This window comes from Nitrospira sp. CR1.1 (genome assembly GCA_014055465.1).
GTDB lineage: Bacteria > Nitrospirota > Nitrospiria > Nitrospirales > Nitrospiraceae > Nitrospira_A.
In genome coordinates this window covers 194,612-220,172 of sequence record WIAF01000003.1, presented here as the reverse complement: position 1 = coordinate 220,172, position 25,561 = coordinate 194,612, and the positions used below count along the sequence as shown (strand labels likewise).

At 60.4% G+C, this 25,561-nt stretch carries 19 protein-coding genes and 1 pseudogene; 13 read left to right on the top strand and 7 right to left on the bottom strand.

Going from position 1 to position 25,561, the window contains the following annotated elements:
- Positions 1–37 precede the first annotated feature (37 nt).
- Genes GDA65_07760 through GDA65_07735 form a run of 6 tightly spaced genes read right to left on the bottom strand, consistent with a single transcriptional unit; the run spans position 38 to position 5,576 of the window.
- Complete coding sequence (locus GDA65_07760; protein ID MBA5862588.1) at positions 38–1,030, bottom strand: alpha-ketoacid dehydrogenase subunit beta; 993 nt, start codon at positions 1,028–1,030, stop codon at positions 38–40.
- Complete coding sequence (locus tag GDA65_07755; protein ID MBA5862587.1) at positions 1,027–2,028, bottom strand: thiamine pyrophosphate-dependent dehydrogenase E1 component subunit alpha; 1,002 nt, start codon at positions 2,026–2,028, stop codon at positions 1,027–1,029. The genes GDA65_07760 and GDA65_07755 overlap by 4 nt, the downstream gene beginning before the upstream one ends.
- A gap of 36 nt (positions 2,029–2,064) precedes the next feature.
- Positions 2,065–2,826, bottom strand: coding sequence for a hypothetical protein (locus GDA65_07750; protein MBA5862586.1), 762 nt, complete (start codon positions 2,824–2,826; stop codon positions 2,065–2,067).
- Positions 2,823–3,827, bottom strand: a complete 1,005-nt coding sequence (locus tag GDA65_07745) for a fumarylacetoacetate hydrolase family protein (GenBank protein ID MBA5862585.1) — start codon at positions 3,825–3,827, stop codon at positions 2,823–2,825. The genes GDA65_07750 and GDA65_07745 overlap by 4 nt, the downstream gene beginning before the upstream one ends.
- Entirely contained in the window at positions 3,824–4,939 is a 1,116-nt protein-coding gene (locus GDA65_07740; GenBank protein MBA5862584.1) for a homogentisate 1,2-dioxygenase, read from the bottom strand. Before GDA65_07740 ends, GDA65_07745 begins: the two co-directional genes overlap by 4 nt.
- A gap of 37 nt (positions 4,940–4,976) precedes the next feature.
- Complete coding sequence (locus GDA65_07735) at positions 4,977–5,576, bottom strand: hypothetical protein (GenBank protein MBA5862583.1); 600 nt, start codon at positions 5,574–5,576, stop codon at positions 4,977–4,979.
- A 157-nt stretch (positions 5,577–5,733) separates the two neighbouring features.
- Here GDA65_07735 and GDA65_07730 point away from each other — a divergent pair, with 157 nt between their 5' ends.
- From GDA65_07730 to GDA65_07675, 12 genes and pseudogenes are all read left to right on the top strand, one after another.
- Positions 5,734–6,546 (top strand): iron-containing redox enzyme family protein, encoded by an 813-nt coding sequence (locus GDA65_07730; GenBank protein MBA5862582.1) that lies wholly within the window; start codon positions 5,734–5,736, stop codon positions 6,544–6,546.
- A 33-nt stretch (positions 6,547–6,579) separates the two neighbouring features.
- Positions 6,580–8,295, top strand: a complete 1,716-nt coding sequence (locus GDA65_07725; protein MBA5862581.1) for an AMP-binding protein — start codon at positions 6,580–6,582, stop codon at positions 8,293–8,295.
- Between the two features lie 19 nt (positions 8,296–8,314).
- On the top strand, positions 8,315–9,505 hold the full coding sequence (locus GDA65_07720; GenBank protein ID MBA5862580.1) for an acetyl-CoA C-acyltransferase: 1,191 nt from the start codon (positions 8,315–8,317) through the stop codon (positions 9,503–9,505).
- Positions 9,506–9,592: 87 nt separating this feature from the next.
- Positions 9,593–10,840, top strand: a complete 1,248-nt coding sequence (locus GDA65_07715; protein ID MBA5862579.1) for a hypothetical protein — start codon at positions 9,593–9,595, stop codon at positions 10,838–10,840.
- Positions 10,841–10,847: 7 nt separating this feature from the next.
- Entirely contained in the window at positions 10,848–11,636 is a 789-nt protein-coding gene (locus GDA65_07710; protein ID MBA5862578.1) for an enoyl-CoA hydratase, read from the top strand.
- 36 nt (positions 11,637–11,672) lie between these two features.
- On the top strand, positions 11,673–12,893 hold the full coding sequence (locus GDA65_07705) for a hypothetical protein (GenBank protein ID MBA5862577.1): 1,221 nt from the start codon (positions 11,673–11,675) through the stop codon (positions 12,891–12,893).
- Positions 12,706–14,838: a hypothetical protein gene (locus tag GDA65_07700; GenBank protein ID MBA5862576.1), complete on the top strand. Its 2,133-nt coding sequence runs from the start codon at positions 12,706–12,708 to the stop codon at positions 14,836–14,838. Before GDA65_07705 ends, GDA65_07700 begins: the two co-directional genes overlap by 188 nt.
- A gap of 85 nt (positions 14,839–14,923) precedes the next feature.
- A complete protein-coding gene (locus GDA65_07695; GenBank protein ID MBA5862575.1) occupies positions 14,924–15,907 on the top strand; it encodes a hypothetical protein in 984 nt (327 codons plus the stop codon).
- Positions 15,831–17,309 (top strand): tryptophanase, encoded by a 1,479-nt coding sequence (locus GDA65_07690; protein ID MBA5862574.1) that lies wholly within the window; start codon positions 15,831–15,833, stop codon positions 17,307–17,309. Before GDA65_07695 ends, GDA65_07690 begins: the two co-directional genes overlap by 77 nt.
- 559 nt (positions 17,310–17,868) lie before the next feature.
- Positions 17,869–19,542 (top strand): annotated as a pseudogene (locus GDA65_07685) (BamA/TamA family outer membrane protein).
- A gap of 309 nt (positions 19,543–19,851) precedes the next feature.
- Positions 19,852–21,141 carry a filamentous hemagglutinin N-terminal domain-containing protein gene (locus GDA65_07680; GenBank protein ID MBA5862573.1) on the top strand — a complete coding sequence of 430 codons (1,290 nt, stop codon included), beginning with the start codon at positions 19,852–19,854 and terminating at the stop codon, positions 21,139–21,141.
- A gap of 18 nt (positions 21,142–21,159) precedes the next feature.
- A complete protein-coding gene (locus tag GDA65_07675; protein ID MBA5862572.1) occupies positions 21,160–23,634 on the top strand; it encodes a CHAT domain-containing protein in 2,475 nt (824 codons plus the stop codon).
- Positions 23,635–23,722: 88 nt separating this feature from the next.
- Here GDA65_07675 and GDA65_07670 read toward each other — a convergent pair whose 3' ends face one another.
- Positions 23,723–24,406 carry a hypothetical protein gene (locus GDA65_07670; GenBank protein MBA5862571.1) on the bottom strand — a complete coding sequence of 228 codons (684 nt, stop codon included), beginning with the start codon at positions 24,404–24,406 and terminating at the stop codon, positions 23,723–23,725.
- A 286-nt stretch (positions 24,407–24,692) separates the two neighbouring features.
- On the opposite strand from GDA65_07670, the gene GDA65_07665 reads away from it, so the two are divergent.
- Positions 24,693–25,550 carry an SDR family NAD(P)-dependent oxidoreductase gene (locus GDA65_07665; GenBank protein MBA5862570.1) on the top strand — a complete coding sequence of 286 codons (858 nt, stop codon included), beginning with the start codon at positions 24,693–24,695 and terminating at the stop codon, positions 25,548–25,550.
- Positions 25,551–25,561: the final 11 nt, after the last annotated feature.

Here is a 25,561-nt window from a genome sequence, read left to right as displayed (position 1 = left end):
CTGAAGGCTGACCGCTGACAGCTTCTTCATGTGCACTTCAATAGGCCGCCAGTTTCCTGGCTCCCGCGACGATGTCGCTGACTTTGGGTAGAAAGAATTCCTCCAACGGCGTACTGAACGGCACCGGCGTGTCGGGCGGGGCGATGCGAAGAATCGGCCCGTCCAGACAGTCGAAACAGTCTTCCGTCAGCAGTGCTGAGATTTCGGCTCCAATGCCGCCGGTCTTGTTGTCCTCGTGGAGGATGATTGCCTTGCTGGTTTTGCAGACGGATTCGTACAGGGTCTCCTTGTCGAGCGGGATGAGGGTCCGGAGATCCACCACCTCCAGGTCGATCCCTTCCTGGTGCAGCAGCTCCGCCGCCTCCAGGGCCAGATGGACCATCGCTCCATAGGTGATGAGGGAGATGTCGCGGCCGGGCCGTTTCACGTCCGCTTTCCCGAGAGGCACGATGTACTCTTCCTCCGGCAGGATCGCCTTGATCCGCCGATACAGAAATTTATGTTCGAAGTAGAGCACCGGGTTGGGGTCCCGAATGGCGGCTTTCAACAGGCCTTTCGCGTCATAGGGCGTCGACGGCGCAACGATCTTGAGACCGGGCGAATGGAAGAACCACCCTTCCGGACATTCGGAATGAAACGGACCTCCGTGCACGCCGCCGCCGAACGGCGCCCGGATCACGAGAGGAACGGCCGCTCCCCAGCGGTAGTGATTTTTGGCGGCAACTTCGGTGATCTGATCGAAGGCGCAGGAGATGAAGTCGGCGAACTGCATTTCGACCACCGGGCGCAATCCCATCATGGCCGCGCCGATGGCGGCGCCCACGAAGCCGGATTCGGAGAGGGGCGTATCCAATACGCGCCATTCGCCGTATTTCTCCAGGAAGCCTTGCGTGACCTTGAACGCGCCGCCGTACGTGCCGATATCTTCACCCATGAGAAATACCCGCTCGTCACGACCCATTTCTTCGTTCAACGCCTGCGAAATCGCGTCCACATAGGTGACCTCTTGGGCGGTGGAAGCGGTGGTCATGGTTGCACCTCGTCTTCGGTGGCGAACACGCCGACCAGCGTTTCCCGACCCTCCGGCAGCGGACTCTGTTCGGCGAACTCGGTTCCTGCCTCGACGTCTTTCTTGGCGCGTTCCCCCACCTCGTGAAAGTAGGACTCATCTCCGTAACCCAGCTGCGTGAGCAGCTGTTCGGCGCGGAGGATCGGATCTTTGGTTTTCCATTCCTCCAGCAAGTCACGCGGGACGTATGCCGCCGCGTCATGTTCGGAATGGCCGTGCATGCGCATGGTTTTGAATTCGAGAAAGGTCGGCCCCTCGCCGGACCGGGCCTTTGCAACGGCTCGCCGGGAAGCCAGGTACACGGCGGCCACATCGTTGCCATCGACGATCTCGCCCGGCATGCCGTAGGCTTTGGCCCGTTCGACCACATCGGTAATCGCCATTTGATAACGAACCGGCGTGGAGTAGGCATATTGATTGTTGGTGCAGAAAAACACGACCGGCAGTTTCCTCACCGCCGCGAAGTTCATGGCTTCGTGAAAGTCGCCGCGACTCGTACCGCCGTCGCCGGTCCCGGCGAAGGCCACGCGGGACTCCCCTCTGATTTTGAAGGCTAGCGCCGCGCCGGCCGCGACCGGCATGTTATCGGCCAGGTGGCTGACGAAGCCGATCACTCCGCGTGTGAGATCTCCCATGTGGACATTGCCGTCTTTGCCTTTCGTGGGTCCCGCCTGTTTGCCGAGATATTGGGCGATAATTTCACCGGGAGAAAAGCCGCGAATCAGGAAGGCGCCCATATCGCGATGAAACGGGGCGATCACGTCGTCCGGATGTAATGCCGAGGCGTACCCGACGGCGATCGCTTCCATGCCGTGGCTGGTATAGACGCCGCCGACAATCCGGCCTTGCCGGTACAGGGCCGTAATCCGGTCCTCCAAGCTTCTGGTCAATCGGAGGTAGGAATACATCTCAAGGAGGTCGCTGCGTTTGATGTCCTGCGCGACAACGGCCTGGTTCATAGCTGCCTCCTCTATCGAACGGTTCGCGATATCGCGTCAAAGCGCGGGCAGGTCCCTCCAGGACACCAACGGTTTTCCCTCCCGGCAGGCACGGCAATCGGCCGGTTCCCACTGCGGCATGTCCAGATCCACCCCGAAGTAAAACGGATAGGTGGCCGTCAGCTCATCCATGAGCGGAAACTGGCCGCTGTCTCGTCTGGCAAACACCATCATGCCCGCAAGGCGCCCCCCGCGATCAGTGATGACCGTTCCCAGTTTGTTGACACACATGCCGCGTGTGGTGATGTCGTTCAACGCGAGAAACCGCTCTCCTGGATCAACCGTCCCGTTGACGATCTCGGTGCCGATTTTGCCTGTGTCGTGATTGAAGGGAGTCAACAGGGCGCGCAAGGAAAGGTGCGGCGCCAGGATCTCGCAGGTTCGTTCCGCAAGCAGGCGCGCGCCGGACGAGGTGGTGATGATGCCGGCCGGCGGGTCCTGCTGAAACGTCTGGAGGATCCACTCCGCCATGTTCAACGCGATAATCGTCACGAGGTCCGGGCATCGCGCGATGGACTCGAATCGCAGGTAGACCTCCGTATGGTGGCCCGACACCACCTCCACATGGCTGTCGAAATAGACCGCGCGCGAAGCGCGCAGCAGACGCTGAATATCCCATGACGAAAGGGTGGCGCGCGGAGTGTCGCGAATGAGGTGTTTCAACCTCATGTCGAGCTCCGACCCTGTATAGATTGCCCGTTGCCGTTCCACCAGCTCTGTGGCGGCGGCTGCCGAAGATTTTGTGGCCGCTGGCATCATGCCTCCTCGCGCGCGGTCTTGTTGGGGCCGGCGATCATGGTTCTGAGAATGCCGATCGGTTGGATTTCCAATTCGATGCGGTCTCCCGGCTGTAAGTATCGGTCGAGTTCCAGGCCGCAGCCGCCGCCGACCGTCCCCGAGCCCAGCAGGTCGCCGGGATAAATGGCTTCTCCCCGCGACACATGCTCGATCATTTGAGGGAACGACCAATGGATCGACCCGAAGCGTCCCTGCGACCAGACTTCCCCGTTGATGCGCGCAATCATGTGCAGCGAGGCGAGGTCCGGGATCTCATCGGGTGTGACGATGCAGGGCCCGATGGCGGTGGCGAAATCTTTTCCCTTCGCCGGACCGAGCCGGCAGGCCATTTCCTGAAACTGGATATCTCTCGCGCTGAAGTCATTCATGATCGTATAACCGGCGATGTACTCCGTTGCGTCGCGTTCCGCCACATCAATACCACCGCGCCCGATGACGCAGGCCAGCTCTAATTCGTAATCCAGCTTCTGGGTGTTTAATGGCCATGGAAGCGCATGATCCGGCCCGACAATGGTCCGATGATTTCCCTTGTAGTACACCGGCGCCTTGTACCATTCAGGAGGAATCGGTTGGCCCCGCCGTTTCGACGTGGCGGCAATGTGCGCCTCAAAGGCGATAAAATCCCGGAGCGAAGCCGGATTTGGAAGCGGCGCCGTCAGGTGAACGTCGGTCGCATCATAGACGATCGTTTCATCCGCCGGGCCCGTCAGTGATGCATTGCCTTCTGTCACGAAGGCGAGCGCGCGCCTCGCTGCAGCCATTGCGGAAGGGCCGCCTTCTAAAAACTCCAACATCGTGGCGGGGACGTGAGCATCGGCGAGACGGCGCGGGCGCGGCTCCCCCTGGCCGGCGAGTAGCCGGGCATAGGCCATGTTGAGATCGATGATCGATCCAGCCTGGAGCGCGCCGATTCTGGTGAAAGTCCCGACCGGTGTACGGACCTGGAAACTGACAAGTTTCATGGCCGGCTCCAACTCATCGCGTAATCCTTCAGTTCAACGGTTTCCAATTCCGGCATGACCTGAAATGCGTGGCGCGATTCGATCATCACGGCGACTTCATTGGTCTGGTCCTTTCCTTTGCTGGCGGCGATCGCCTGCGGTTGTGGCCCGTGGTGAATGCCCTGAGGGTGCAGCGTCAACATGCCGGCCTGAATGCCGGCCCGGCTGAAGAACTCTCCCCGGTGGTAGAACAGGACTTCGTCGTAGTCCATATTGCGGTGATAGAAGGGGACGCGTAAGGCGTCCGGATCGGTCTCCAGCGGTCTCGGCGCAAAGGTTGAGATGAGGAGGCCTCCGGCTTGAAACGTGGCATGCACGCTGGGCGGGAGATGGTAGCGAGGACTGGTCACGGGACGAAAATCGCGCACGTTCAACTTGGCCACCCACAGGTCGCCCTTCCAGCCGGCGGTATCCATGGGGTAGAAGGGATAATAGACGCGCGTATCCTCATGCTCCCGTGTGATTCGAACTTCCCATTCCCGCCGGCTGTTCGCATCATCCGGGGGCGGGGCCGGTTCCGGCGCCACGATGACCCCCGGGTCGAACAAGGCATGCCGGCCGAGAGGCCCTCGGTCGGGCACCTCCACAGGATCCGGTGTCTCAATGATCAGAAACAGGCCTGGCTCTTCCTGGTGATCCACATGGATGCGATAGGTGGTGCCTTTCGGAATGACCAGATAATCGCCCGGCTCATACCGCAGCAAGCCATAATCGGTCTCCCACGTCCCGCGCCCGCTATGGACAAACACGATTTCGTCCCCGTCGGCGTTGCGCACGAAATGCGTCATCGTGGCCGCGCGTCGTGAAAGAGACACGCGGGCATCCGTGCTTTGCAAAATCGTGACCGGCCGCCGGTCGGCAGCGCGTTGATCAGGAGCCGGCAGCTCAGTGCAGGTGAACGCGCGTGGCCGGAGCGGGCCTTCGATGCGGCTCCAACCGGTCGGCGGGTGTCGATGATAGAGGTGCGAGGAGGGGCCGCTGAATCCGCGGCGACCGTGCTCCTCTTCATGCAGGCCCTCGGGAATTCCCACATGGGCCTGATCGGGAGCGGCGCCTTTTTTGACCAGATACATCGGGAACCTCCTGACAGGTCAGGTGCGGCTCGATGTCTTACGATGCATGGCGAAGGGACGCCGCTGCCGCTTCTTCCTCGAAGGGAAGCGGCAGCGTCTCATAGTCGATGATCGTCCGGGTCACCCCTTTGATCTGATCCCGTTCGATGTCGCGATACAGAGATTCCACCGTGGCGCGGACGAACGTCTTCGATTCTTCATGGCCATGCTGCCGCTGCGTCAGTTCGAGAAACAATCCGCAGCCGGGGAACAGCGGGTACGTGAACCGCTGCCGGAGTGGGCCGAAACCGTCCCGCCCATCCTTGATGTCTCCGCTGAACCGGACCCCGCGGGTTTCCCATTCGCGGCACACCGCTTCGATATCGTCGACCTCAAGGGCCACATGCTGCACGCCTTCGCCATAGGTCTCGACGAATTCACAGATCTGAGACTTGCGTTCCTTATTTCTGCCCTGCATCAAGGCGATTTTGGCCTCGCCCCGTTGGACGACGACGGTGTCCATGCTGGACTTGTCGCTTCCCACGTCCTGGGCGGACCAGATGACCTCGAATCCCAGAACATGGGTGAACAGATATTTGGTGGCCGCCAGATTCTTCACGCATAACGTGACGTGATCAACCCCGATGGCTTCTTTCATGGCGGTTCCTCCCAGGCGTGATAGGGAACCTCAGCCGATTGTGCGCGCCGCAGTGCATCGTTCGGTCACGCATGACCACACTCTACAACATAATAGTTGCATCATTCAATATAGATTTTGTATTATTTGGTCATGATGATGTGTGTCGCCGACACATATGCGCAGGAGCAGAGGACCGACAGGCGTCCCGGGACGGCGGCGGAGGTGCACGATGTCGTTTTACGAACAAGTGCGCTCGGACGTGCTTCGACATGGCGCGATCAATAATTCCTACCTCGACCGTTTTTTCGCCGGCGATGTGACCGACAAAGAATTTCGTGAGTTCGCCGTCGAATTTTATAATTTCTCGCGGTTCTTCCCGCGCATCCTCGCCGCCCAATTGGTCAACACCGAAGATGAAGCCGTGGCAGATGAATTGACGAAAGTGCTCTATTCCGAACTCGGCGACGGTACCGTCAAGAACCGGCATGAGTTGTTGTATCGGAACTTTCTCCGATCGCTGGGGATCGACATTCACGGCGCGATGACCACGCCGATGCGGCCCTCCACCAGAGCCTATATCGAAGGGATGGAAAGTCTCTACGGCAGCGGCAACCATGCGATGGCGTTGGGAGCGTCCTTTGGCCTGGAACACATGGCCATCACCATGTGGGATCGTCTGATTCCCGGGCTGATGCACTTGCAGGCCACGCGGTATGCCGCGATGGACATGACGTATTTTGTATTTCATCGCCAACTTGAGTCTGAGCACGAACGGGCGATGGAGCAGGCGGTCGGCGCCATCGATGGCGCGAGTGGTGTCTCCCATGCGCCCATGTCGGACACAGAGAAAGACGATTTTCGTCTCGGCGTGAACGCAGTTCTCGACTATCTCGAAGGGTTTTGGATGGGACTCGAACGGAAGCCGGCCGGTGCCGCACAGACACGGCTCCAACCGATGCACGGGCTGGGGAGTGAGCTGCGCGGGTAACCTCCCTGATCGGCCCAGGGGTGGGAGGATCAGATGCCGCGGCCTTGGATCAGTCGATATGATCCCGGTGTTTGCGCTACCTCCGACTATCCGGAATGGACGATTCCGGACCTGCTGCGGCGCTCCGCTTCCCGGTTTCCCGAATCACCCGCCCTGTTTTTCTACGGCACGTGCATGTCTTTCAAAGAGCTGAACGATCTGAGCACCCGTTTCGCGCTGGCTCTGCGGCGGTTGGGCGTCCAGACCGGCGATCGGGTTGCGCTCATGTTGCCGAATATCCCGCAGGCGGTCATTGCCTACTATGGCGTATTAAAGGCGGGAGGCGTCGTGACGCCCACGAACCCCCTGTACGTCGAGCGTGAAATTGAGAGCCAACTGAGCGATGCCGGCAGCGAGACCATCGTTGCCTTGGATCTCTTCTACCCGCGCATCCACGCCATACGTGAACGCACCCACTTGCCGCACCGGATCGTCATCACAAGCCTGAAGGATTTTCTCCCGCCCCTGAAACGATGGCTCTACCCGATCAAGGCCCGCTGGACGAAACGCTGGATTGTGATCGAGAAGCAGCCGCCGGTGCATGACTTTTGTGACTTGATCGAACGGGAAACGGGAGAAGGAGCGGCTGATACGGAGCCTCTTCCGACCCTGGAACCTGGCGCGCTGGCGCAGATCCAGTATACCGGCGGGACCACCGGCACGCCCAAAGGCGTGATGCTCACGCATCGCAATGTGGTGGTCAATACCCTGCAAGGCCGCTTCTGGTGCTCCAATTTTCGCGAGGGCAAAGAAGTGTTTCTCGGCGCCGTACCCTTGTTCCACTGCTACGGGTTGAACACGTGCCAGAATCTGGCGGTAGCGACCGGTTCGCTCATCATTCTGCTCCCGCGTTTTCATGCCGACGAGGCGGTGAAGGCGATCGAGCAGCATCGCGTGACCATCATGTCCGGCGTGCCGATGATGTTCTCGATGATGACCGACGTTCCGCAGGTCGGCCGGTATGACCTGCATTCGATACGGGTCTGTCTCTGCGGTGCAAGCCCGCTTCCGAGCGAGGTGCAAGCCGCATTTGAACGTCTGAGCGGAGTAAAAATTTCCGAAGGCTACGGCCTGACCGAAGCTGGCCCCACGACTCATTGCAATCCGATTGAAGGACCGCATCCCGCAGGATCGATGGGATTACCGTTTCCGGATACGGACGCGAGGATCGTGGATGTGGAGACCGGACTCAAAGAGCTTCCGACAGGAGAGGCCGGCGAACTGATCGTCCGCGGGCCCCAGGTGATGCAGGGATACTGGAAGAAAGAGGCGGACACGCAAGCCGTCTTGCGAGGCGGCTGGCTTCACACCGGAGACATCGTCAGGCGGGACGAACAGGGATTTTTCTTTTTCCTGGATCGCAAGAAAGACGTGATCAAGCCGTGGGGCGAGACCGTCTACCCCCGGGAGGTTGAAGAAATCCTGTTCCAGCATCCGGCGGTGCGCGAAGCGGTAGTCGTGGGCATCCCCGACCGTCATTACGGTGAAGCGGTGAAGGCGTTTGTCGTGCCGGTCGAGGGATCTTCCGTGACTGAACGGGAGCTGATCGAGCACTGCCGTATGTCTCTTGCGCGGTTCAAGGTGCCGGTGGGCATTGAATTCCGCAGCGGGTTGCCCCGGACCATCATTGGCAAAGTGCTGCGAAGGGCCTTGCGCGATGAGGGGGCTGTTCCTGTCGCGAGCACAGAGGCGCCGCGCAAGGCGATGTGAAAGCGGAAAGGAGTCTTCCGTGAGAGAGGTCGTCATTGCCGCCGGCGCTCGAACACCCATCGGCAACTTCGGCGGCGCGTTGAAAGATCTCACGCCGCACAGGATGGGCGAGCTGGCGGTGCGTGAAGTCATCGCGCGCGCCGAGTTGGATCCCCGGCTCATCGACGAAGTAATCATGGGTTCAGTGGGACATACCAGCGACGCGTACAACGTCGCGCGTGTGATCGCCCTCATGGCCGGACTGCCGGTGCGCACGCCAGCCTATTCGGTGCAGCGGAATTGTTCCTCCGGCCTCCAGCCGTTCGTGAACGCGTATCAAAACATTCAAAGCGAAGATGCGGATGTGCAGGTGGTCGGGGGAGTCGAAAGCATGAGCCGCGCACCGTTCGTCTCGCGGGACATGCGATGGGGGAAACGACTTCGCCACGCGGAATTCATCGACAGCATCTGGGAAGGATTGACGGATGCGTTTTGCGGTCAGTTGATGGGGCTGACGGCGGAGAATCTGGCGGAGGAATTCGGCATCAGTCATGAGGAGCAGGATCACTTTGCCGTCGAGAGTCATCGCCGGGCCTTTAAAGCCATGCGGGAAGGACGGCTCAAGGATGAGGTCTTCCCGGTGATGGTGCCGAAATCGGTGGCGGGACGCGAGGTCCCGCCGGTCGCGGTGGTTCAGGATGAAGGTCCGAATGTCGGTTTGACCGAACAGCAGCTCGCGCTGTACCCGCCTCTGTTCAAGGAAGGCGGGACCGTGACCGCGGGGAACAGTTGTCCGCTCAATGACGGCGCGGCCGCCGCGATGGTGATGTCTGCCGCGCGCGCCCGCGATTTGGGGCGCCGCCCGCTCGGCCGCATCAGGAGTTACGCCTTTATTGGCGTGGAGCCCACCCGCATGGGCATCGGGCCCGCGGAAGCGCTGCCGCTGGCCCTCAAGCGTGCCGGCCTCAACCTGGCGGATGTGAACCTGTTCGAAGTGAACGAAGCGTTCGCCGCGCAGTGCCTCGCGGTGGAGCGTGTATTGGGACTCAAACGGGATCTTGTCAACGTGAACGGCGGCGCCATTGCGCTGGGGCACCCGGTCGGCATGACCGGAGCGCGGCTGGTGATCACGCTCCTATACGAAATGCAGCGGCGCGGCGCGGCGCTGGGCGCAGTGGCCATGTGTGTCGGCGGCGGGCAGGGAGCCGCGATGGTTCTGGAGCAGGTGTGAGGGGAAGGGTTGAGTGGTGAGTGATGAGTGACGAATGCGGCGCAGGACAGGCGATGGAGGAGGGCATCCGGAGGACGGGGTGACGCGATGTATATCTACAAGGTCGGAGTGGTTGGCGCCGGCACCATGGGGGCACAAATTGCGGAGGTGGTGAGTTTTGCCGGTCTGCCGGTGGTGTTGGCGGATAGAGACGAATCTCTGGCCAGGCGGGGTGTCGAATCCGTACGGGCGATCTATGAGGCCCGTGCCGCGAAGGGCAAGATGACGCCCGAACAAGTGGAAGAAAAAATGCTGCTGGTGACGGCATCGCCGAACCTGGAGGGGCTCGACGATGCCGATCTCGTCATCGAAGCGGTTTCAGAAGAGTTGCGGCTCAAACAGTCGGTGTTCCAGGAGCTTGATCGGATCTGTTCACGCAGCGCCATTCTCGCCAGCAACACGTCCGCCCTTTCCATCTCGGCCCTCGGATCAGCCGCCAGGAGACCGGGCAAGGTCATCGGGCTGCATTTTTTCAACCCGGCCTATGCGATGCCGCTGGTGGAGGTCATTGCCGGCCTGGGCACCGATCCGCAAACCGTCGATGACGTCGTCGGGTTTGCAGAAAGCCTCAGGAAACAGCCGGTGATCGTGAAGGAGTGCGCGGGGTTTCTCGTCAATCGACTGCTCTCTCCCTATTTGAATGAAGCTGTCTGGTGCCTTCAGGGCGGCGATGTCTCCATCAAAGAGATCGACCAGGACCTGGTGTCCTTCGGCATGCCTGTCGGCCCATGTGCCTTGCTTGATACGGTCGGACTGGATATCGCGCTCGACGTCGCGCGCATTCTTCACCGTTCCTACGGGCCCAGGATGGCGCCGGCGCCGCTGCTGGAGGCCTTCGTCAAGGCGGGACGGACCGGCCTCAAGGCGGGGCAGGGGTTTTACGACTACGGCGGCGGCGGGCAAGGCGAGGCGGATCACAATCTGGAACGCTTGCGAGCGCGAGTGTGGCAGGCCTCCGGGCGGCATGCGATGAAATGGACCCGAATGCGTCCTCTCTTGGCCATGGTCAATGAGGCGGTCATTGCGCTGCAGGAAGGCATTGCCTCCTCGCGCGATATCGATCTGGCGATGGCGGCGGGAACGGGATTTCCAGGCGAGACGATCGGTCCGCTGCATCTGGCTGATCAGCTCGGCATCGATCACGTGTTGCAGGAATTGGAAGCGCTGAAGGAAAGCGAAGGCATCCGGTTCTGGCCTGCGCCCATGTTGCGTCGCATGGTGGATGCCGGGTTTACGGGACAGGCGGCAGGAAGGGGATTCTTTTCCTACGAACCAACCCTTGCTCGAATGAGGTGAGGTTGACATGACTACCACAGCCGGTTCGATGCTCGCGTGTCACCGTGATGGCGCAGTGGCAACCGTGACGATTCACCATCCTCCGGCCAATACACTCACGCCGGAACTGCTCGCCGAGCTCAGCCAGGTGGTTGAGGTTGTGGCCGAGGATGACGCCATCAAAGCGGTGGTGCTGACCGGCACGGGCCGGTTTTTCATCGCCGGGGCAGACATCCGCCTGCTGGCCGCGATTTCCTCCTCACAGGAAGGCGCATCCGTCGCGCTGAAAGGTCAGGCCATCCTGAACCGGATCGAGTCTCTGGAAAAACCCGTTATTGCCGCGATTAATGGCATCTGCCTGGGGGGCGGATTGGAGCTGGCCCTGTGTTGTCATATCAGGCTCGTTGCGGAGGGCAGCCGGTTGGGCCAGCCGGAAATCAATTTGGGCATCATGCCGGGATTCGGCGGGACGCAGCGGCTTCCCCGGATTGTCGGTCAATCCAAGGCGCTGGAATTGATCTTGACCGGAGATCCGATCTCCGCGCAGGAGGCGAAGTCGCTCGGGTTGGTGTCTCAGGTCATCCTGCCGGAGGATCTGTTGCATCAGGCGCAAGGCCTGGCCCGAAAGATAGCCTCCAAAAGCCTGCCGGCCTTGCGGGCGTCGTTGCGGGCCATCCGCAGCGGCGCAGAGATGAGCCTGCCGGAAGGTTTGGCGTTGGAAGCGCGTCTGTTCGGCGGTCTGTGCGGGACGGAGGATAAGCGGGAAGGCCTGGCGGCGTTTTTGGAGAAACGGCAGCCGCAATTCACGGACCGTTAAGGTCTGTGCAGGCAACTCCGCAGATGAAAGGGCGTCATGGCGCCAACATGTGGCAAGCGGGCCTTGGCCTTGGGCGGGGGAGGCTTTACGGGCTACCTCTTTGAGGTCGGCGCCCTGACTGCATTGGATGACCTGTTCGAGGACGGCGTGACCATGAACGACCTCGATCTCTACGTCGGTGTGAGCGCGGGAGCGGCGGCTGTGTCATTGATCGCCAATGGCGTGAGGCCGCGGGAAATTCTTGACACGAATCTCTCCGGTACGAGGCCCTATTATTTCGATCATCGCAATGTGTTTTCCCCTGCCATTGGAGAAGGGCTCAAGACGTTCTGGCGCGTGACGCGCCAATTGGTGCCGCTCCTGAAATATTATGTGCGGCATTACCGTGAGATGACGCTTATCGACCTGCTCGACAAGGCCCAGGATGCGCTGCCGGGCGGGATCTATACGCTGGAGCCGTTCGCCCACTATCTCGCCGGCCTGTACAAGGCCAAAGGCCTGAGCAATTCTTTTGCGGGGCTGTCGAAGGAGCTGTATATCCCGGCCATCGATCTGGAAACGGGCGAGAGTGTCATGTTCGGGGATGAAGGATGGCGGGAGGTGCCGATTTCCCGCGCCGTGACGGCCTCTTCGGCGGTTCCCATTTACTTCTGCCCGGTCCGTATCCAGGGGCGTGACTATATCGATGCGGGAATCGGCCGCATGGCGTTCTTCGAAGTCGCCGTTCAAAAAGGCGTGGATTTCATGATCATGATCAATCCCATGGCGCGTCATCCTCAGCGCCGGCTGCCGGAAGACTTGCCCGGCGCCGGCAGTACCGCCGGGCGGCTGCGGGATCGGGGGTTTCTGTCCATCGGCGAACAGGCGTCGCGGATCAACTTTGATGCCCGCTTCTCCCAAGCCTTGGAGTGGTTCCAGCGCGACTATCCCGCCAAGGAAGTCCTGGTCATTTCACCGGTGGAGGAAGATGCGCTGTTGTTCGAACGAAGTTTTCTGAGTTACCGCGACCGCGTCCATCTCCTGCGCGCCGGGTATGTCTCGGTCATGACCCTGGTCCGACATCAATTCGATGGTTTATGTGAGCAGTTTGCCTGCCACGGCATGGCCATTTCGCGGGCCCGCTTCGAAACACGCGCCGGGCAGTGCCTTGCCCGGCTCGATCATGTCGCGTCGATGTCCGCCCCGCGGGTTGCGCCAAACGCAGCCATGCCTGCGCGTATCGGAGGCGTCGGCGCCGTCTGGCGCAAGGCCAACTGATCCGGAGCGGCAGAAGGCATGTATGGCGAAAAACGACAGCATGTTCAAAGGATCGCTCGCGGCGGCCGAAGCCGCTCGTGACAAGCGGGTCTATTCCGGGTTTCTCTCGGGCCTGTTCGAGGGACACGTTCGACGGCATCTGTATACGCAGGCTTCGCTGCCTTCCAGGAGCGCGGCGGCCGGCGAATTTCTCGACACCCTCCGTCATCTCCTGATTGAGAAAGTGGACCCCGAAACGATCGACCGGGAGGGAGTGATCGGCGATGAGGTGTTCACCGCGTTGAAAGAGATCGGGGCATTCGGCATCAAGATCCCGCACAGGTTCGGCGGGCTTGGGTTGTCTCAATCGGAATATCACGAGGCGGCGACCTTGCTCGGCAGTCATGATGCGGCCACCACGGTCCTGCTGTCGGCGCACAATTCGATCGGGGTGGCCGAACCGGTGAAGCTGGTCGGGAATCCGGAACAACAACAGCGATGGCTGCCCCGTCTGGCCAAGGGAGACATTTCCGGATTCGCGCTGACGGAAAAGGATGCCGGGTGCGATATCTGGGAGCTCAAAACCTATGCGGTTCCGGTTCGTGAAGACGGTGTTCTGGTTGGCTACCGGCTGACCGGCGAGAAGTTGTATACGACCAACGCCCCGCGCGGGAACCGGGCCTTTCTGGCGTCGTTACTTGTCGTGATTGCGCAAATTGTCGAGGCGCCTCATGACATCCATCGCCCCAAGGAGGAGCGGCGGTTCGGGGCCTTTGTGGTCGATACACAGGCGCGGGGCTGCACCTGCACCCGGCTCAGGTTTATGGGCGTGCGGGGCATCTATAACGGCCAGGTGCATCTGCAGGAGGTGTGGGTGCCGGTCGCGGACCGGCTCGGAGCAGAAGGCGATGGCCTGCGGCGCGCCCTGGAAAGCCTGACGGTGGGGAGACTCACGCTGCCGGCCGCCTGCCTCGGGAACCTGAAACAGTGTCTCTGGTTGGCTCGCCTGCGCGCGCAGCAGCGCGTGCAATACGATCGTCCTATCGGCGAACACACGGACATCGGGGGGAAGATCGTCTTGATGGCCTCGCGGGTGCTGGCGTTGGAAGCCATCGTGAAAATCACCGGCATCTGGGCCGATACGAAGCAGGATGTGCGGTTGGAGTCCGCGGCTGCCAAAATCCTCGCGACGGAATGGCTCCTGGAATCGTTGCTCGATCTGTTCCGCATCTATGGCGGGCGCGCATTTGAGACGCCGGAGTCCCTTCGTCTCCATGGCGATCTGCCGGCGCCGATTGAACGGATGATACGTGACGCGCTCATCAACGTGATTTGGGAAGGCAGCAACGGGATCCTCACTCTCTGGATCGGGAGGGAAGGTCTCGCGGAGTATTTTACGCATGGTCAAGCCTTTCTGAACGGCCACCTAGCCGACATGATGCGGGCGGCGCCCTTCTTTCTCAACACGGCGGCCAGGTCATTCGGCGGTCTGACGGTATACGAGCAGGACTCTGAAGCCGGCTCGTTCGATCGATTGTGGGAGCGTTTCGTGGCGCGAAAGAGTCGCGAGCTGGCGCGCACGACGTTATGGGTTGCCGCGAGAGACCGACACGGACTGGCTCGGAAGCAACGGTTGATGACGCGTCTGGTGAGCGCGGCCATGCATCTCTTTGCCGTCGAAACCTTGCTGTGGTACAAGTCGCAGCAGGAGCAGCGCGGCCAACCGCATATGGATCAGCTCGTCAGCTACTTCTGTTCGAGAACCAGCGCCGCATTCAATCCGGAGCCGTTACTCTCGTTGCGCAGGTCGTCGTGGGACGATGATGCCAGGCTGTATCCCCTGGCGAAAGCCATTCTGTCCGGACAAGCCGACTGGCTGGAAGCGGGTATCATTCCTTGTCGAGCCCTTGAACAGGGCCCGGCGGCCATTGAGACACGGATGGCGGGTGTTTTTGCGAGAGGATAAACACGGCGTCGGCCGGGCACGGTGAAAACGGTGTGTGTCTGTGGATCGCCGGGTTCGGTAAAGATCACCAGTTGCCGGGAGCGGGATGATGGAAATTGCCAGGTACTTTGACGCGGTCAAGCATCGGTATGACTTGAGCAGTGATTATGCGCTGGCCGAAAAACTGGGCATTGCGCAGCCGGAAGCCAACCTGATGCGGCGCGGCCTGAAGATTCCCAAACCGGAACTGTGCATTAGGATGGCCAAGCTGCTGGATAAAAATCCGGTAGAGCTGCTGCTGATCGCGCAAAAAGACAAGGCTCCGAAACAGGCCAAGGAATACTGGACCCTGGCTCTCACGGCGGTGGATGTCATGCTGCATGTGCCGAAGCGCCCGCGCTATCTGCCGAAGAAGGTGGAAGCCATCGGCCGGGAATTGAAACAATTGGAGGCGCAAACCCTGACGTACGAAGGGGCGGCGGCGAACGCAGAGGCGGTGCGGCTCATGGAGACGGCGGAACAGTCCGTCGATGCCATGATGGAACGCTGGAATATCTGGAAAAAAGGGGAAGCGCTGTATCCCAATTATCTGCTGGCGAATCAGGCCGCGGCGCGGCGACACGTCCGGATCCGGCGGCTGCTGATTCTGACGCAGGAACAAATGCAGGACGACGCGACCGTGGCCGATGCCATTCAGGTGATGGATGACCAGCGGCGCGCGGGCGTGAAGGTGTTTTATGCCTTCCGGGAGGCGCTGGTTCATTCGCCCGCCTTTCAGCGATTGGAAGAGGACTTCAGGAAATACGGCGCGGCCGACGATATGAATACGGCCATGTTCGATCGAGAAATTTTGATTTTTTCCCAAACGTACGGGAGCGTGCCGCTCGGGATGGTCGGCACGCCGACGCCCATTACGATGATCAATCGTCTGCAGATTTCCTGGAAGCCGGAGATGATCCGGGAACTCGACCCGGCGCCGCTGTTCGACATGACCCGATACGTATTCGACTACCATGGATCCGGTCCGTTTCACGAGCAGTTGGCCTACTTCAGGAGGTCGATCCGTGAACTTCCCGTCCGAGCCGTTTAGGATCAAAGTCGTCGAACCCATCAAGCGGACCACCCGCGAAGAGCGCGATCGATTGCTCCGCAAAGCGGGGTACAACCTCTTCCATGTCCCCGCCGAGAGCGTGGCCATCGATCTGCTGACGGATAGCGGCACGTCGGCCATGAGCGATTCCCAATGGGCCGGGATGATGCTCGGCGACGAGTCCTATGCGGGCAGTAAAAATTACCATCACTTCGAAGCGGTCGTACGCTCCCTCTTCGGCTACCGCTACGTGATCCCGACGCATCAAGGGCGGGCGGCAGAACATGTGCTGTTTTCCACGGTCGTCAAACCGGGTATGTGCGTGCCGAACAACATTCATTTTGATACGACCAGGGCCAATGTCGAGCACCAGGAGGCGGAGGCGAAGGATCTGGTGATCAGAGAGGCGTACGATCCGCATTGCGAATTGCCCTTCAAGGGCAATATGGATATCGCTCGACTCGAAGAGACCATCGAGTTGGTCGGGCCTTCACGGATCCCCTTTGCCATGATCACGATCACCAACAACAGCGCGGGAGGCCAGCCGGTCTCCATGGAAAATATCCGCGCGACGAGGCAGGTGCTGAATCGTTACGGCATCCCGTTGTTCTTCGATGCCTGCCGGTTTGCAGAGAATTGTTTTTTTATCCGGGAGCGCGAACCGGGGTATGCGGACAGACCAATTCGTGACATAGCCAGAGAACTGTTCCGCCTAGGCGACGGCTGTCTTATGTCAGCCAAAAAGGATGGCCTGGTCAATATCGGCGGATTCCTGGCCCTCAATGATGAGCGATGGGCGCAGGCGGTCACCGACATGCTGATTCTCGTGGAGGGATTTCCCACCTATGGCGGACTGGCGGGCCGTGATCTGGAAGCGATGGCCAGAGGGCTGGAGGAAGTACTCAATGAGGAGTATCTCCGCTATCGCATCGGACAGGTGCAGGCGCTGGGGGCTTTGCTGGAAGAGGGCGGCGTGCCGATTGTGAAGCCGACCGGAGGCCATGCGGTCTATGTGAATGCGAAAGAATTTCTCCCGCATCTGCGACAATCCCAATTCCCGGCGCAAGCCCTTGCCGTGGCGCTGTACCGGGACTATGGCATTCGCACGGTCGAGATCGGAACCGTGATGTTCGGAAAGCGGGATCCGGCGACTGGGCAGGCGATCTGTCCGGAACTTGAGCTTGTGCGATTGGCGATTCCCCGCCGGGTCTATACGAACCAGCATCTATCCTTTGTGGCAGACGCGCTGATCGATTTACACCACCGCCGGGACTCCATCGGAGGGTTAGTCATGACCTATGAAGCTCCCCGGTTGCGGCATTTTACCGCCCGATTCGAGGAAGAAGTGCCTGCCGGGATTTTCTGGCCCGGCGCGGGATTCGCGGCTGCGCCCTTGTCATGAGGCGGCTGGGACCCATTCGGCGATACGTAGATCGTGTCCGCGGGACAGGGCTTGATGGAAAAGATCGTTCCACGCGCAACTGCCGCCCATATGGCCTGCTCCACCGGACCTGTCCTCGCTCCTGACTCCCCCTCTGTGCCAACCTGATCCATCTTCATTCCTGACCAAAAAACTTCGTGGCCCCAGGAGTATTTTGTTTCGAGACATGTTATAAGCAGACCCTTCCAGGACGGACTTTCCAAACAGCTACGTATCGTCTCGGCTGATAGACGACTGCCGTGCGACTTCGTGTTGTTTCCCGAGAGTGCGTGATGCGTAGGGCAGCAGCGGTGTCATTGCGGAACAATGATCGCGAGCAGATGATTTTACGGGCACTGGTTCACGAATCTCCGTGCCCCGTCATCAAGAAAGAGGGGAGGCCTTGATGGCTTGTGTGAAGAAGTCGGTGGGGCAGGAACCGGAAATGTCCGTGGCGGCTGACGGCGGTCCGGCGGTGTCTGGCAGCTCATCCCGTCGTTCGACGCGCGGGAATGTTCTGCATCGATGGCGCGGGACCCTTGCGGGTGTGGCGGCTTTAGTAGTGGCTGGCGCGCTGGTCGTGCCGGCTTATTCACAGCAGCTCGGCCCGTTACCTCCGAAACCACCTCAGTTGCCTGTCGTGCCGCCGCCGGCACAGCCTCCTGCGCTTGAACTTCCGACACCAACTCCCCCCGGCGCGCTCGATCAGGCGGCGAAGGGACCCAAGATCATGGTCAAGGATATCCGTTTGGTCGGCAATACGGCCTTTACCTCGCAACAGCTGTCGGAAATCACCGCTCCCTATACGAATCGAGCGTTGACGGCGGAAGATTTGGAAGCGTTGCGCCTCGCGCTCACGTACTACTACGTCAACCACGGCTATGTGACGTCCGGCGCGGTGGTTCCGGAGCAGGATGTCGCGGACGGCACGCTGACCATGCAGATCATCGAGGGAAAGATTACGCAGGTCAACGTCGAGGAGACCAAGTGGTTCCGGCCCTCGTATTTTCAGAGCCGGGTGAATTTGGCGGCCGGCCCTCCGCTGCATGTTGAAGCGCTCCAAGACCGGTTGCGCGTGATACAAGCCAATCCCAGGGTCGAACGGATCAATGCCGAACTGTTGCCGGGCGCGACCATCGGAGAAAACACGCTGAATGTGAAAGTGAAAGAAGCCAATCCGTTAAAGGCTTGGTTGGAATTCAATAACTATCAATCTCCCGTCGTCGGTGCGGAACAAGGATTCGTCACGCTCGCCCACCAGAACCTGCTGGGCTTCGGCGATACGCTGAGTTTGCAATATGGGCGTTCGGCCGGGGTCAACCCGATGCTCAATTTTAAATACGAAATTCCGGTGGGGCCTCGCGATACGACGGTCGCGCTGCAATATCGCCGCTTTGATTTCGGGGTCGAGGAGTCGCCGTTCGATTCCTTGGATATCAAGAATAAGGCTCAGATATTCGGGCTTTCGGTCAGGCATCCCGTCATCCGGAAGGCCGACCGGGAACTGGCGTTTTCTCTCACGGGCGAACATGCCAGGAATGAGAGTACGTTAGGCGGGAACCCCTTTGAGTTGATCACCGGGGCGCCGAACGGAAAGTTCCGCGTGACCTCACTGCGTTTCGGTCAGGAATATGCCCAGCGTTCTGCTGAACAGGTGATCTCCCTGTTATCACGGTTCTCCGTTGGTGTCGGCGCAATAGGGGCGACCGCCAATGGTGATCCGAACCTGCCGGATGCGCGGTTCTTCTCCTGGTTGGGCGAAGCCCAGTGGATCCGCCAGCTTCCCTTATGGCGGACACAATTGGTTAGCCGGGGAGTCGTGCAATTGTCCAACGATCACCTGTTCCCGCTCGAACAGATTGCGGTCGGTGGCCGGTATAGCGTGCGTGGTTATCGGGAGTTCACGCTGATCCGTGACAATGCCGCCATGGTATCGATCGAAGCGCGGGTTCCGGTGTATACGACGAAAGCCGGTGTGGACTCCGTCTTTCTCGCGCCCTTTTTCGATTTGGGGCATGGCTGGCAGACGACCGCCCAAACACCCGGTACTCCTCCGAAAACATTGGCGAGTCTTGGCGCCGGTGTCATCTGGAATTTTTGGCGCGGGAGTCACTTCGAACTTTATTATGGAAAACAGCTAAAGCGATACGATACCGACCGCAATAACCTGCAGGATCACGGCATCCATCTGCAACTGGTGGTAGAGGCGTTCTAGCCCGCGTTAGTCGCGACGGATCGTCATGAATAAGGCGGCCATGGAAAGCCGGGCAGCCTTCGGCGGCTGCGCGCGCTCCGGCTGAGGGCGCGCAGGGTGTCATCGAGTGTACATGGCTGTGGTCTTGGCGAGGATCTTCAAACCGCCTGCTGGCGCATCATGCAGCAGACGAACGGGTCGATCGCACCAGGGGTGAATGTCCAGGGCCAATCGGCCCGATCTGTTCCCCCTCCACCCGTGGGTGGGACGGCTGAGGGCGTGTTGAAGTTGCGCACCGTTTAAGGTAAGAGAGGGGGCCTCTCTTATCACATGAGGAGATTGACCATGATATGTCGCCCCGCAGGATCGCCGCTGTTGGTTCGTGGGTTTCTCGCCTTCCTGATGCTCATGGGCTCTACCGGGTCAATCGCCTACGGGCAGGCCACGAACATTGTCGCAACCCCTTCCGGCCCGGGCGGTCTTGGAACGTCTCTGAACACCTCGGGCAATACCACGAACATTACTGGCGGGACCAGACCGGGAGGTGGACCCAACCTTTTTCATAGCTTCAATCAGTTCTCCGTCGGCACAGGAGATGTCGCGGCATTCGTGAATCCCGGCGGCGTGTCCAACGTCATCAGTCGGGTGATCGGCGGATCGCCGTCCAACATTAACGGCACGGTCCAGGCGCTCAACGCAAACCTGTTCTTCCTGAATCCTGCTGGAATCGTGTTCGGCCCTTCCGCCCATTTGAATGTATCCGGATCTGCCTATTTCAGCACCGCTCAGCAATTGCGTTTGAGCGATGGCGGCATCTTTACCGCGACCCCCGGCTTCCTGGCCTTCGACAACTTAACCGTCGGTTCACCGGTGGCATTTGGATTTTTAGGTCAGGGGCCCTACGGTTCGATCGTGCTCTCGTCTCCTTCAACGGTACTGCAGACCGGGGCTGTGCTGGGGTTGATGGGGGGAGGCATTCAGATCAACGGATCGAGGATCAGCGCACAGCGAGTCATTCTCGGCAGTACGAGCTCGGGCGGGGAAATGAGCACCAATCCGTTTGTTGGAAATCCTTTTTCCGGGGCATCGGCTAACGGGCAAGTCCAAGCGTTGCCTGGAACGCTGATTGTCGCGGGCGGCGGCGGAGTGATTCCTGCTTCCATTGATGTGAGTCCGAATGTCACCGTGCCGACGGGCGCGCAGGTTAACACGACGACCAATTCGTTTACGCAACGGGTGACGCAAATCCAAGTCGTGGGAGTGAATCTTGGGGGGCTTCCGCCCCTTCCCGCCGCGAATGCGGCCACCCTCAATCCGGCGAATCCTATCGAACCGGTGGCATTCTTGAATCGCGCAGCCATGGTGCTTCCCCAGGAGGCTCCGGCCCCGCCGGCGCCATTATTGACCAGCCGTTGTGCGGCACGGAAAGACGGCGAATTCAGCAGCCTGGTGCAGGCCTCGCGTGATGTGACGCCGTCGGAGCCCGGACGATCCCTGGCGGCGCCCGTTGTGCTGGAGGAAATCGGCGGCGACGCCGAGCCCGGGGCTCCCGCACCAGCCGCCACGCAGATTCAGGGGCAGACGACCGCACAACTTATGGAATCATGGCAGGGGTGCTAGTTCCCCAAGGAGGATGTCATGCCAACGAAGCGTAACATGATCACTCGCCGCGGCATGAAGCGGAGCCATGGGGTTCCTGATCCGGCCGGTCCGCGCACGCTGTCTTCGCCGTTGACGATGCTGAGCCTCGGCGTGCTTGTGTTGGGCGGGTTCGCCTGGCCTGCAAACGGGCTGACGCTGGAATTGTTGGGCGGCTCTGGCGCGTCGTCGATTACGCCTGCCCAAGAAATGCGGCAGGGCGCCACGCAGTTTCAGCAGGGTGCCTTTGCCCGGGCGGCCGCGCACTGGATGAATGCCGCGCGCGGGTACGAAGAAAACGGGCAGGCAAAATTCCAAAGTCAGGCCTTGATCAACGTCGCGCATGCGCTTCAGCAGGAGGGGCAGATCCGTCGCGCGCAGGGGACCTTGCAAGCCGCGCTCAAATTGTCGGAGCAGGCCGGTGAGCGCGGTCTCACGGCGACGATTCTCGCTCAGCTCGGCAATACCTTCCATGTGCTCGGAAAAGATGAACCCGCAACCGAACATTTGACCAAAGCCTTGACGCTGGCGCGGGAGGAACAAAAGCCTGTTCTGGTGGCCGGGATTTTGAACGATCTGGGTAATGCCCTGACGGCTCGCCGGCAGTTTGCCGAAGCGATCGACGTGTATGCGGAAAGCCGGACGCTGGCCACCGAGACCCAGCAACAGGCGTTGGCAACCACGGCGCAAATCAATGGCGCGATGGCGTTGCTCCAGAATCAGCAACTGGGGGAAGCGCATCGCCATTTGGATCAAGCCTGGTCGGATGTCCGATCGCTGGGAGACGGACAAGCAAAAACCGCGGGGTTGTTGAATATCGGCCTTGGATATCAGGAGTTGTTTGCCGCCAGGACGGGGAAATCCGGCACGGCAAAGAAGTCGGATGCGGCGAAGGGCCGCGCAACGGAGGCCGTGGCTTCCGCCGGGTCTGCAGCCGGCTTGTTGCGACAATCGGCGGATGCCTTTACGGCGGCCGGTGAAGCTGCCGGACGCGTTGGCGATGCGCGCGGTCAATCATATGCGTGGGGTTATCTGGGCGGGTTGCGGGAACAGGAACATCGGAATCCTGAGGCGTTGGAGTATACACGGAAGGCCGCCTTTGCCGCCCAAAAAGTGAATGCGCCGGAATCGCTCTACCGCTGGCAATGGCAAACGGCGAGGTTGTTGCGCGCGGAGGGCAAGGACGAGGAGGCCCTGGCCGCCTATCAGCGCGCCATGACGCTGCTGAAGCCGATCCGTTATGAATATTCCGTCGGGTATCAGGGGCGGCATCATTCGTACTACGAGTCCGTGGCGCCGTTGTTTGTGGAGTATGAGGATGTGTTGTTGCGGCGGGCGGCAGTCGCGAAGACGCCGGACCAGAATGAACAGTTGCTCGTGCAGGTGAAAGACGTCATCGAGGTCTCGCGGGCGGCCGAGCTGCAGGATTATTTTCAGGACGATTGTGTCGCCACGGTGGCGAGTCATCGAGGCGCAGGCGCACTGGCGCCCGGCACCGCGGTGATCTATCCGATTGCGTTCCCCGACCGGCTCGAACTGCTCTTGGAAACTTCCACCGGACTCAAACAAGTCAGGGTTCCTGTGACGGGAGAGAAGCTGACGCAGGAAATTCGTTCGTTCAGGCGGCTGATTCAGGATTCGCAATCACAGAATTACCTGTCTTCGGCGCAGACCCTGCACGGGTGGCTGGTGGGGCCCATTCAGCAGGATTTGCAAGGGGCCGGTGTGCACACTCTCGTGATGGTGGCCGAGGGATCGCTCAGGACCATTCCGATGGGGGCCTTGCACGATGGCCGACACTTTCTCGTGGACTCACTCGCCGTGGCTGTCACGCCGAGCCTGGCGCTAACCGATATGAGTCCCGCTCAACGCCGCAAAGGGAGTCTCCTGTCGGTCGGTTTGACTGAGTCGGTCGAGGGCCAGCCTGCTCCGCGATATGCGGAGACCGAAGTGCAGGCGATCAGAACGATGTACGGCGGGAAGCTGCTGATGAACAAACAGTTCTCTTCGCCGGCGTTGGAGGAAGAGATCAAGGACCAGGGATTGGGAATCGTCCATGTGGCCTCCCGCACCGTCATGGGCGCCGAGGCGAGAGATTCGTTTGTGTTGGCGCATGACGGCAAAATCACGATGGACAGACTGTCGCAGCTGGTGGGACTTCAGCAATATCGGCAGCAGCCGCTGGATTTGCTGACGCTCAGCTCGTGCGAAATTGCCGCTGAAGATGATCGCGCGGCGCTCGGGTTGACGGGGGTGGCCGTCAAGACAGGGGCACGGACGGCGCTGGCGAGTTTGTGGACCTCGGACGATGAAACGACCACGGAACTCGTCTCGGAATTCTACCGGCAACTGCAGGACCCCGCGATTTCAAAGGCCGTGGCCTTGCAGCGGGCTCAGCAAAAAATTCTCTCTCAACGCGGTCACGCGCACCCGAGTTTCTGGGCGGCATTTCTCCTCATCAACAATTGGATGTAGGAGCCGGTCTGGAAGAGTTCTGCGCGGATGTCGTGGGTGGCACGGAATGCTTGCCTGAACGGCGTGCAGCGGATGGACAGGGGCAGGACTAGAGTTTCTTTCCCGTCATGAGTTCATAGGCTTCTTCGATCGTGTCCACTTCGCGGACCAGGACGTTCGCCTCCTGAGTCAAACTGACGCGATTTATTCGAGGCGCATAAAATTGCCCGCGCGGCACTAGCAGCACGTGGTAGCCTGCTCTCGCGGCGGCAATCGTTTTTTCCGCCACCTGATCCACCTGCCCGATTCGACCATCGCCTTCCAACGTGCCGGTGATCGTAATGTCCCGCTTCAGGTGGTCACCCTTCAGCAGAGCGAGGAATCCGATTGCCAAAGCCGCTTCCGCCGTTGCACCTCCCGCGCTGAGGGGACCCGTAAAGGTCGCATAGAGGGACACGGTGCCGGTCGGGCGAACGGAGGATTGCAGACGATTGACGGCGAATTGAAAGGCCTGCTGGATTGATGTCATGCCGGTTCCTCGAACAGGAACCTGACTGCGCCCCCATCGCAACGCCAACGGGTCCGGCTGAGCACCCTCGTCCCATTTCATCACGAACGTCGGGAAGCCCACCTGGTCTTCGGTATACGTCGCGACAGAGATCGGCACGACGAGAGTTCGACTGGCATGTGCGGGGGAGGGGAGGAGGGCAAACCAGGAGAACAGCGAGACGGCAAGGAGCATCACGATGTTCAACGCTGTGCCGCTTCTGGAATAGATGGTGTGTGTGCGCATGAATCAAGTCTAGATGAGGATGCCTGATTGTCAAATCCGGCTGACCAGCAGGGTGAACGCTCGCTCCGGGGTCGTCGCATGTCATCAGCGCGTGTCGAACAAGCAACCGAAAATACTGAACTCTTTTCTTCGCGCGGCGCATTCCCTACTGAAAATCCTGAGAGGGTTCTTCTGTCGGACTCTCTGATGCCTCTTACCCCGTGCGCATGATATTCTCGGGCGTGACTGAAACCGCCGGCGCGCGGGCTCGCCTGGCGAACAATCTGTCAACAGCGGGAGCAGGTCAGTGCAAGGAGCCATCGTCATCACCGGGGCATCGTCCGGCATCGGAGCGGCCTGCGCGCGGCATCTTGATGGGTTAGGATTTACGGTGTGGGCCGGCGTCCGGCGCAAGGAGGATGGCGAAGCCTTGGCGCGTTCGACATCCGATCGTCTTCGTGTGCTGATGCTCGATGTGACCGATCCCGCCTCGATCGCGGCGGCGAATCGAACATTGACTGAGGCCTTGCCTGAAGCCGGATTGGCCGGCCTCGTGAACAATGCCGGGATCTCCATTGCGGGCCCGTTGGAACTGCTGCCTCTTGCGGAAGTGCGGACACAGTTTGAGGTGAATGTCATCGGGGCGCTGGCCGTGACGCAGGCAGTGCTCCCGTTGCTGCGTCGGGCACGAGGACGCATCGTGAATATCAGTTCGATTGCCGGGTTGGCGGCCACACCGTTTCTCGGCGCCTATTGTGGATCAAAATTTGCGCTTGAAGCGATGAGTGATGCCTTGCGATTGGAACTGGCGCCCTGGGGAATCACAGTGTCGTTGGTCGAACCCGGCGCCATCCAATCACAGATTTGGCAGCGGGCCACGCTGTCGGCCACGCGTACACTTGGCGGGGTTGCGCCGGAATCGCTGGCCCTGTATGCGCAACCCTTAGCGCGTCTGCAGGACGTGATGGCCGGGGCGGCCGCCCGTGCCATTCCTGCGGATACCGTTGCCCGGGTGGTCGCGCGCGCGTTGACCGTGCCATGCCCGCGTGCGCGGTACCTGGTCGGCAAAGATGCGCGATTCAGAGCGGCTCTGAAGTGGCTGCTGCCTGATGGCGCTCAGGATCGTCTCCTTGCGTGGTTTTTGGGACTGTCGCGCCGTGGGTAAGCCGGCGCATT

What these genes read in the sequence shown, in the direction of transcription:
- GDA65_07700 (MBA5862576.1), top strand. Translation starts at nt 12,706, where the DNA reads ATGGTTTATGTGAGCAGTTTGCCTGCCACGGCATGGCCATTTCGCGGG.
- GDA65_07750 (MBA5862586.1), bottom strand. Translation starts at nt 2,826, where the DNA reads ATGATGCCAGCGGCCACAAAATCTTCGGCAGCCGCCGCCACAGAGCTG.
- GDA65_07725 (MBA5862581.1), top strand. Translation starts at nt 6,580, where the DNA reads ATGCCGCGGCCTTGGATCAGTCGATATGATCCCGGTGTTTGCGCTACC.
- GDA65_07710 (MBA5862578.1), top strand. Translation starts at nt 10,848, where the DNA reads ATGACTACCACAGCCGGTTCGATGCTCGCGTGTCACCGTGATGGCGCA.
- GDA65_07715 (MBA5862579.1), top strand. Translation starts at nt 9,593, where the DNA reads ATGTATATCTACAAGGTCGGAGTGGTTGGCGCCGGCACCATGGGGGCA.
- GDA65_07740 (MBA5862584.1), bottom strand. Translation starts at nt 4,939, where the DNA reads ATGTATCTGGTCAAAAAAGGCGCCGCTCCCGATCAGGCCCATGTGGGA.
- GDA65_07745 (MBA5862585.1), bottom strand. Translation starts at nt 3,827, where the DNA reads ATGAAACTTGTCAGTTTCCAGGTCCGTACACCGGTCGGGACTTTCACC.
- GDA65_07705 (MBA5862577.1), top strand. Translation starts at nt 11,673, where the DNA reads ATGGCGCCAACATGTGGCAAGCGGGCCTTGGCCTTGGGCGGGGGAGGC.
- GDA65_07695 (MBA5862575.1), top strand. Translation starts at nt 14,924, where the DNA reads ATGATGGAAATTGCCAGGTACTTTGACGCGGTCAAGCATCGGTATGAC.
- GDA65_07690 (MBA5862574.1), top strand. Translation starts at nt 15,831, where the DNA reads ATGGATCCGGTCCGTTTCACGAGCAGTTGGCCTACTTCAGGAGGTCGA.
- GDA65_07670 (MBA5862571.1), bottom strand. Translation starts at nt 24,406, where the DNA reads ATGCGCACACACACCATCTATTCCAGAAGCGGCACAGCGTTGAACATC.
- GDA65_07735 (MBA5862583.1), bottom strand. Translation starts at nt 5,576, where the DNA reads ATGAAAGAAGCCATCGGGGTTGATCACGTCACGTTATGCGTGAAGAAT.
- GDA65_07680 (MBA5862573.1), top strand. Translation starts at nt 19,852, where the DNA reads ATGAGGAGATTGACCATGATATGTCGCCCCGCAGGATCGCCGCTGTTG.
- GDA65_07730 (MBA5862582.1), top strand. Translation starts at nt 5,734, where the DNA reads ATGCGCAGGAGCAGAGGACCGACAGGCGTCCCGGGACGGCGGCGGAGG.
- GDA65_07675 (MBA5862572.1), top strand. Translation starts at nt 21,160, where the DNA reads ATGCCAACGAAGCGTAACATGATCACTCGCCGCGGCATGAAGCGGAGC.
- GDA65_07760 (MBA5862588.1), bottom strand. Translation starts at nt 1,030, where the DNA reads ATGACCACCGCTTCCACCGCCCAAGAGGTCACCTATGTGGACGCGATT.
- GDA65_07755 (MBA5862587.1), bottom strand. Translation starts at nt 2,028, where the DNA reads ATGAACCAGGCCGTTGTCGCGCAGGACATCAAACGCAGCGACCTCCTT.